Genomic DNA, 8,594 nt, shown 5'->3' with positions numbered 1-8,594 from the left:
TAATACACCTTCCGGCAAAGTACGGTGTTTCTGATAACTCTAAACCGACTGCAATCAGCCACCAGCGACGCACCACCGACAATCCCATCCGAACGATAGCAGTCTCGCGGAGAAGTTCTCCATACCCCTCCACCCCCTATGTTGATCACCCTTCTGCGCACGATTCAGCAGGCAGGACGTCTAGGGGGTTGCGTGGACTGCGGCCTGAGGTGTCTTCTTGGATCAAGGCATGCTCGGCCCTTCGGGCCATCCATTACACCGCAGTCCAGCCGTGCCACAAGAAGGTGCACATAGGTCACCGGGAGGACCCGGAAACCCTCCATTGGATTTGTTTGGGAAGGCCGTCTCCGACCGCAGATAACGAACGCCTTTCCAGGAGAGGTGAATGGCTTCCGACAGTCCCCGCCCAAGGCCGCTCAAACCGGCTTTCGCTGTTTCGCGGACGCAGCGTCAGCGTCGCAGACTTGACGAGCGCGGCATCAGTCGCGCCGATCGGAACGGGCCACTTCCGGCGTCTTTCTCGCAGCAACGTCTATGGCTCATGCAGCAGCTCGCACCCGACAGCAATTCCTATAATCTGCCGCTCGTGCAGCGGCTGCGGGGCGCCCTGGACACCGTGATCCTCAGGCGCGCTCTCGGCCTCGTCGCAAGCCGCCACGAGGCGCTTCGGACCGTATTCGACGCGGAGGACGGCGAGCCGCTCCAGCGGATCCAGCCCGCGGATGTCGTGCGCCTGCGCGAACTGGACGCCCGGGACGAGGACCACGCCAGAGCGTTGGTCCGGCGGGAGACGGCCGAGCCGTTCGACCTGCACGCCGGTCCTGTGATGAGAGCGTTGTTGGTACGACTCGCCGACGATGACCACGTGCTGGCGCTCACGGTGCATCACATCGCGGGCGACGGCTGGTCGCTGGCCATCCTGCGGATGGAGCTCTCGGCGCAGTACGCGGCGCTGCTTCGCGGTGCGGAGGCCGATCTGCCCGCACTCCCGTCGCAGTACGCGGACTTCGCCCAGTGGGAACGCAAGGCGTTGTCGGGCACCAAGCTGCAAAAGCGGCTGGACTACTGGCAGGAGAACCTGCGGGACGCCCCGATGGTGCTGGGATTGCCGGCCGACCGGCCACGACCGCCGGTCGGCAGTTCGGACGCGGGCACGGTGGCCTGGTGCCCGCCGACGGAATTGGTGACCGCGGCCAAAGAACTGAGCCGGTCGACGGGCACCACGCTGTTCATGTCGCTGCTGGCCGCCTTCCAGGTGGTGCTGTCCCACTACGCGCGCACCGATGACGTCCTGGTCGGCACCCCGATCGCCAACCGCAATCACGCGGAGGTGGAGGGGCTGATCGGCATGTTCGTGAACACGGTGGTGCTGCGCGGCGATCTGTCAGGTGATCCGACCTTCCGCGAGCTCCTCCTGCGGACCCGTACGAACGCCATGGGCGCGTTCGCGAACGCCGAGCTGCCGTTCGACCTCCTCGTCGAGAAGGTCGCACCGCAGCGCGACCTGTCGGTGAACCCGGTCGTGCAGGTGCTCTTCCAGCTCATGCCGCTGGCGTCGAACACGTTTACGCTGCCGGGAATCGCGGTCGAGCCGTTCGATATGAACCAGTTCTTCACCCGCATGGATCTGGAGTTCCATGTCTACGAGGATCCCGCCGGGGACAGGCTGACGGGCGAGGTCTGGTACAGCCGAGCGCTCTTCGACGGGCCTCGTATAGAACGAATGCTGGATCAGTTCACTCTCGTCCTGCGCAGCGTACTCGACAACCCGGACGTTCCGATCTCGCAGATTTCACTCGCGCCGGAGATCGGTACCGACCTGCCGACGGTCGAAGCGAACGAAACAGACCGAGACTTGCCGTTCGATTCGCTGCCGGAATTGCTGGCGGACGCGGCAGCAAGAAACCCCGACGCGATCGCCGTCGTCGACGAACGGGTCACACTCACCTATGCCGAACTCGGTGGGCGGGCCAATAAGATGGCGCATCTGCTGCGACACAAAGGCGTTCGCCCCGGCGAACTAGTCGGTCTTTGCGTCGACCGAGGCGCCGATATGATCGTGGGCATGCTCGGCATTCTCAAAGCCGGCGCGGCCTATGTGCCCATCGACCCCGAGCATCCCATCGAGCGCACCCGTTTCGTGTTGGACGATTCCAGCATATCCACGGTCATCGCTCAGGAGACGTACCGGACTCGGTTCCCCGATGTCCGCGACATCATTCTCCCGGACGACCCCGGCCTCGAGAATCAGCCCGCAAGCCCGCCCGATGTGACGACCGACCGCAACAGCCTGGCCTATGCGATTTACACCTCCGGTTCCACGGGCCGTCCCAAGGCCGTGCTCATGCCCGGCATCTGCGTCGTCAACCTGCTGCTGTGGCAGGAACGCACGATGGGTCGCGAACCGGCCAGTCGCACCGCCCAGTTCATCACCGCGACCTTCGACTACTCGGTTCAGGAAATCTTCTCCGCGCTGCTCGGGGGCACGCTTGTCATTCCCCCCGACGACATACGGCTGGACCCCGCGCGACTCGCACAATGGATCGACGACAGCCGTATCACGCGCATCTACGCACCCACCACGGTGCTGCGCGCGCTGGTCGAGCACGTCGACCCGCAGGGCACGGGCTTGTCGACATTGCGTCACCTCTGCCAGGGCGGCGAGGCGCTCGTGCTGGACGGCAAGTTGCGAGAGGTGTGCCTGCACCGCCCGCATCTGCGGGTGCACAACCACTATGGCCCGGCGGAGAGCCAACTCGTCACGGGCTACACACTGCCCGAGGACGTCTCCGCCTGGCCGGCCACGACCCCTATCGGGAAGCCGATCGACAACACGCGCATCCACCTTCTCGACGACGCGCTTCGTCCCGTACCCGACGGCGTAGCGGCGCAGGTCTGCATATCGGGGATCGGTCTGGCCCGCGGCTACCTGGCCCGGCCCGAACTGACCCGGCAGCGATTCATCACCGAAGGTACCGGCTCGGAGCCGAGGATGTACCTCTCCGGTGACCTGGCCCGGCGGCTGCCGGACGGAAATCTCGAGTTTCTCGGGAGAATCGACGACCAGGTCAAGATCCGGGGCATCCGGATCGAACTCGGCGAGATCGAGACGGCCCTGTCCGAACACGCGGCCATAACTCAGGCCGCGGTGACCGTCCGAGAAGACGACCGCGGCGACAAACGGCTGGTCGCCTACGTGGTGCCCCACTCGGATGCCGGGGACCTCGCCGTCGAATTGCGCGGTCATGTCGAGGCGCGGCTCCCCTCTTACATGGTCCCGTCCGCGTTCATCGTCCTGGACAAGCTGCCGCTGACGACGAGCGGAAAGACCGACCGGCGTGCGCTCCCCGCCCCGGAAAGCTGGTCACCGGCCCCCACCTCGCCAGTCTCCCCGCGCAACGCGACCGAATCCACGGTTTGCGGGATCTACGCTGACGTGCTCGAGGTGCAAACCGTCGGCGTGCACGACGATTTCTTCGCTCTCGGCGGCCACTCGCTGCTCGCCTCCCGCGCCGTCTCGCGTATCCGTGCCGAGCTGGGCTGCGATCTACCGCTTCGTACGCTGTTCGACGTCCGGACTCCCGCCTTGCTCGCCCAGGCCATCGGGTCGATGTCGTCGCGGGACATGCCCGTGCTCGCGCCATCGCCGCGGACCACGCCCGCACCGATCTCGCTGGCCCAGCAGCAGCTGCTCGGGATCAGTGATTCGCTGCTCGACCTGGGCGCATTTCCCGTCTGCCCGTACGGATTCCGGCTGCGCGGGGAGATCGACCGCACCGTACTCGACACCGCTCTGACCCGGATCGTCGCGCGTCACGAGCCACTGCGAACAGGCTTCCGCGACGACGGCGACGGCTTCGTGCAGATCGTCCGCGAGCCCGCGCCGGTGAGGGCCGAGTTCATCGAGGTGACCGGGAAAGACACGACCGACCGTGAAGCGGCGGCGGCAGAGATCGCCAAGAACGAACTTGAACGTCCCTTCGACCTGGTCGACGGTATTCTGCTCCGCGCCGTTCTGCTGCGGCTGGAGCAAGACGACCACATCCTCATCCTGATGTTGCACCACATCGCGGGCGACGGCTGGTCCTTCGACGTTCTGGTACGCGAGCTGTCCGCGCTGTACGCCGAATTGGCCGGCGGTCCCGTCGCGGGACTGACGGAAGTCGGCACGACATATTCGGACTTCGCCCGCTGGGAGCACGAGGCCCTGTCCGGGTCCATCCGCGAGGAACACGACGCCTACTGGCGAGAGCACCTCAAGGGCGCTGTCGCACTGGAACTGCCCACCGACAGGCCGCGAAAGCTTGCGGATCCGATCGGGAAATCCCTCGAGTGGACGGTTTCCCCGGATGCGACAGCCGCAGCGCGGAGGCTCGCGCAGGCAGAGGGCGTGACCCTTTACGAAACCATGCTCGGAGCCTTCACGCTGGCCGCAGCCGGGTTGTCAGGCCTGGACGACATTCTGGTGGCAACCCCTTTCGCCAATCGTGGCCGACCCGAGATCGACCACCTGATCGGCTTCTTCGCCAAGGTTGCCGCCCTCCGTGTCGATCTCTCCGACGATCCGACGTTCCGCGAGGTCCTGCGACGCGTCCAGACCGCGGTCCTGGGTGCTCACGCGCACCAGGACCTCCCCTATGCGGCGATACAGGCCACGGCCACGGCCACGGCCACGGCCACGGCCACGGCCACGGCATCCGAACTCCCCCCGCCGCTCGTGCAGTTCCAGCTGATCAGCTCGCTGACCTCGGATCTCGTCCTGCCTGGCACCACCATCGAGCGCTTCGGCATGGTCGAGGCCGATCTGGGGGTCGGGAACGGCGAACTCGCCATCTGGCTCTTCGACGATGACAGCGCCCTGCACGGAACTGTCGTATTCGACGGATCCCTATTCGACCCCGCGAGAATTCAGAGTCTGCTTTCCTCGGTCGAGTCGACGTTGCACGTTGTCTCTGCCACCCCCTCCGTACGCGTATCCAAGGCATACGCAGCAAACGGCCACGCAAGGAGATAGCGCCATGCCTGAGCAAGACAAAGTGGTCGAATATCTTCGCTGGGCGACTGCGGAGTTGCACACCACCCGCGCCAAACTGGAAGCACTTGCCGCCGCCAACACCGAGCCGTTGGCGATTGTGGGTATGGCGTGCCGTCTGCCGGGTGGGGTGTCGTCGCCGGAGGATCTGTGGCGCTTGGTCGAGTCGGGTACGGACGCGATTTCCGACTTCCCCGCCGACCGTGGCTGGGACGTCGAGAACCTGTACGACCCTGATCCGGACGCGTCCGGGAAGTCGTACTGCGTGCAGGGTGGCTTCCTGGACTCCGCAGGCGGTTTCGACGCCTCGTTCTTCGGGATCAGCCCGCGTGAGGCGTTGGCGATGGATCCACAGCAGCGACTGGTCCTGGAGGTGTCCTGGGAGGCGTTCGAACGGGCCGGGATCGAGCCCGGTTCCCTTCGCGGCAGCGACACCGGCGTCTTCATAGGCGCTTACCCAGGCGGCTACGGCGCCGGTGCCGGTGCTGACCTTGAGGGTTATGGCACCACATCCGGTCCCAGCGTGCTCTCCGGCCGGGTGTCGTACTTCTTCGGCCTCGAAGGCCCCGCCATCACGGTGGACACCGCATGTTCTTCGTCGCTGGTGGCGTTGCATCAGGCGGGGTACGCCCTGCGGCAGGGGGAATGTTCCCTGGCCCTGGTCGGCGGTGTCACCGTGATGGCCACGCCGGACGTCTTCACCGAATTCGCCCGGCAGCGTGGCCTGGCCACCGACGGCCGCAGCAAAGCCTTCGCGGACAGTGCGGACGGTGCCGGATTCTCCGAGGGCATCGGTGTGCTGCTGGTGGAGCGTTTGTCGGACGCTGAGGCCAAGGGTCACCAGGTGCTGGCGGTGGTCCGCAGTTCGGCGGTCAACCAGGACGGCGCGTCCAACGGCCTGACCGCGCCGAACGGCCCCTCCCAGCAGCGAGTGATCCAGACCGCGCTCAGCAACGCCGGTTTGACCACAGCCGAGGTGGACGTGGTCGAGGGCCACGGCACGGGTACGACGCTGGGCGACCCGATCGAAGCCCAAGCCGTGATCGCCACCTACGGCCAGGACCGTGAACAGCCCCTGCTGCTCGGATCGCTGAAATCAAACATCGGTCATACCCAGGCCGCCGCTGGCGTATCGGGTGTCATCAAGATGGTGATGGCCCTGCGGCATGCTTTGGTGCCGCGTACGTTGCATGTGGATGAGCCGTCGCGGCATGTGGACTGGACGGCGGGTGCGGTTGAGCTGGTGACGGAAAACCAGCCGTGGCCGGAGATTGGCCGGCCGCGCCGGGCAGGCGTGTCCTCCTTTGGAGTCAGTGGCACTAATGCCCACGTCATCCTGGAGAGCGCACCCCCCACGCAGGCTGAAGACGCCGCCCAGCCCGTAGAAGCGCCGGTGATGGGCTCGGAGCCGGTGCCTCTGGTGATTTCCGCCAAGACGCTACCGGCCCTGAACGCACACGAGGACCGGCTGCGCGCGTATCTGGCGGCGTCGCCCGGGGTGGATATGCGGGCTGTCGCGTCAACACTGGCGATGACACGGTCGATGTTCGAACACCGTGGGGTGCTGCTGGGTGACGGCACTGTCTCCGGTACCGCGGTGTCTGATCCGCGGGTGGTGTTCGTCTTCCCGGGTCAGGGGTCGCAGCGTGCTGGTATGGGTGAGGAACTGGCCGCCGCGTTTCCCGTCTTCGCGCGGATCCATCAGCAGGTGTGGGATCTGCTGGATGTGCCCGATCTCGATGTGAATGAGACCGGCTATGCCCAGCCGGCCCTGTTCGCTTTGCAGGTGGCTCTGTTCGGGTTGCTGGAATCGTGGGGTGTACGGCCGGACGCGGTGATCGGCCATTCGGTGGGTGAGCTTGCGGCTGCGTATGTGTCCGGGGTGTGGTCGTTGGAGGATGCCTGCACTTTGGTGTCGGCGCGGGCTCGTCTGATGCAGGCTCTGCCTGCGGGTGGGGTGATGGTCGCTGTCCCGGTCTCGGAGGATGAGGCTCGGGCCGTGCTGGGTGAGGGTGTGGAGATCGCCGCGGTCAACGGCCCGTCGTCGGTGGTTCTCTCCGGTGATGAGGCCGCCGTGCTGCAGGCCGCGGAGGGGCTGGGGAAGTGGACGCGGCTGGCGACCAGTCACGCGTTCCATTCCGCCCGTATGGAACCGATGCTGGAGGAGTTCCGGGCGGTCGCTGAAGGCCTGACCTACCGGACGCCGCAGGTCGCCATGGCCGCTGGTGATCAGGTGATGACCGCTGAGTACTGGGTGCGGCAGGTCCGGGACACGGTCCGGTTCGGCGAGCAGGTGGCCTCGTTCGAGGATGCGGTGTTCGTCGAGCTGGGTGCCGACCGGTCACTGGCCCGCCTGGTCGACGGTGTCGCGATGCTGCACGGTGACCATGAGGCGCAGGCCGCTGTCGGTGCCCTGGCTCACCTGTACGTGAACGGCGTGAGTGTCGAGTGGTCCGCGGTGCTGGGTGATGTCCCGGTAACCCGGGTGCTGGATCTTCCGACGTACGCCTTCCAGCACCAGCGGTACTGGCTTGAGGGCACGGACCGGGCGACTGCGGGTGGTCATCCGTTGCTGGGTTCGGTGGTGCGGCTGGCCGAGGCCAGTGGGGTGTTGTTCACTGCCCGGGTTTCCCGGAGCGGTGATCTGTGGCTGCGGGACCAGACGGTTCTGCCCGCGACGGTGTTCGTGGAGATGGCGCTGGCAGCGGCGGACGAGGTCGGCTGCGGTCTGGTTGAGGATCTGAGTGTGGAAGCGTTGCTGCTGCTTCCCGATGATGGCGCCGTCGAGGTACAGACCTGGGTGGGCGAACCGGATGAGGGCGGTCGGCGCCGGCTCAGTGTCCACGCCCGTTACGGTGACGGCGAGCCCTGGACCTGCTTGGCCACCGCAACCCTGGCCACCACTACGGGTGTGGCCGCTGCCGCGGTCGGCTGGCAGGCCGGTGGGGTGTGGCCGCCGGCCGGTGCGGTCCCGGTCGGGACATCGGCACCCTCACTGCGGGCGGTGTGGCGCCTGGGCAGCGACATCTTCGCCGAGGTGGCCCTGGACGATGCCCATGATGCCACCAGGTTTGTGCTTCATCCCGGCCTGATGGCCGCCGCGCTCACCACCGTAGGCGAGGAGACTCCCGCCGTGTGGCAGGGCCTGACCCTGCACGCCGGCAATCCCGGCGAGCTGCGCGTCCGCCTCACCTCACACGATGACGGCACCCTGTCGGCAGAGGCCACCGACAGCACAGGCCTCCCCGTCCTGACCGCCCGCTCGCTCACCCTGCGCACCGTCCCCGTATACGAACCGGCCACCAGCACCGACGACCTGCTCACCCTGACCTGGGCAGGAATCCCCACCCCCCAGCAGACCGGCCTGACGGTGGGTGCGTTTGAAGACCTGGCGGCGGACGGCGATGTGCCGGTACCCGAGGTGGCGGTCTTCACCGCACTCCCCGACAGCGACGATCCGCTGGAGCAAACACGAAAGCTGACCGCTCAGGTCCTCCACACACTCCAGGAGTGGCTTGGCGGGGAGCGCTTCAGCGACAGCACGCTGGTGGTGCGGACCGGC

At 66.5% G+C, this 8,594-nt stretch carries 1 protein-coding gene and 1 pseudogene; both read left to right on the top strand.

What is annotated here, in order from left to right:
• Positions 1-385 precede the first annotated feature (385 nt).
• Positions 386-5,014: a non-ribosomal peptide synthetase gene (locus LIV37_RS41280; protein WP_121823893.1), complete on the top strand. Its 4,629-nt coding sequence runs from the start codon at positions 386-388 to the stop codon at positions 5,012-5,014.
• Positions 5,015-5,036: 22 nt separating this feature from the next.
• Positions 5,037-7,871: pseudogene (locus tag LIV37_RS53075) on the top strand (type I polyketide synthase); the annotation flags it as partial.
• Positions 7,872-8,594: the final 723 nt, after the last annotated feature.

Origin of the sequence: Streptomyces rapamycinicus NRRL 5491 (assembly GCF_024298965.1) — a bacterium.
Taxonomy (GTDB): domain Bacteria; phylum Actinomycetota; class Actinomycetes; order Streptomycetales; family Streptomycetaceae; genus Streptomyces; species Streptomyces rapamycinicus.
Note: the sequence above shows the minus strand (reverse complement) of the source record. Positions and strands in the feature narration are given on the sequence as shown.

Excerpts from the sequence above, each read along its gene's own strand:
- LIV37_RS41280 (WP_121823893.1), top strand. The coding sequence starts at position 386 with ATGGCTTCCGACAGTCCCCGCCCAAGGCCGCTCAAACCGGCTTTCGCT.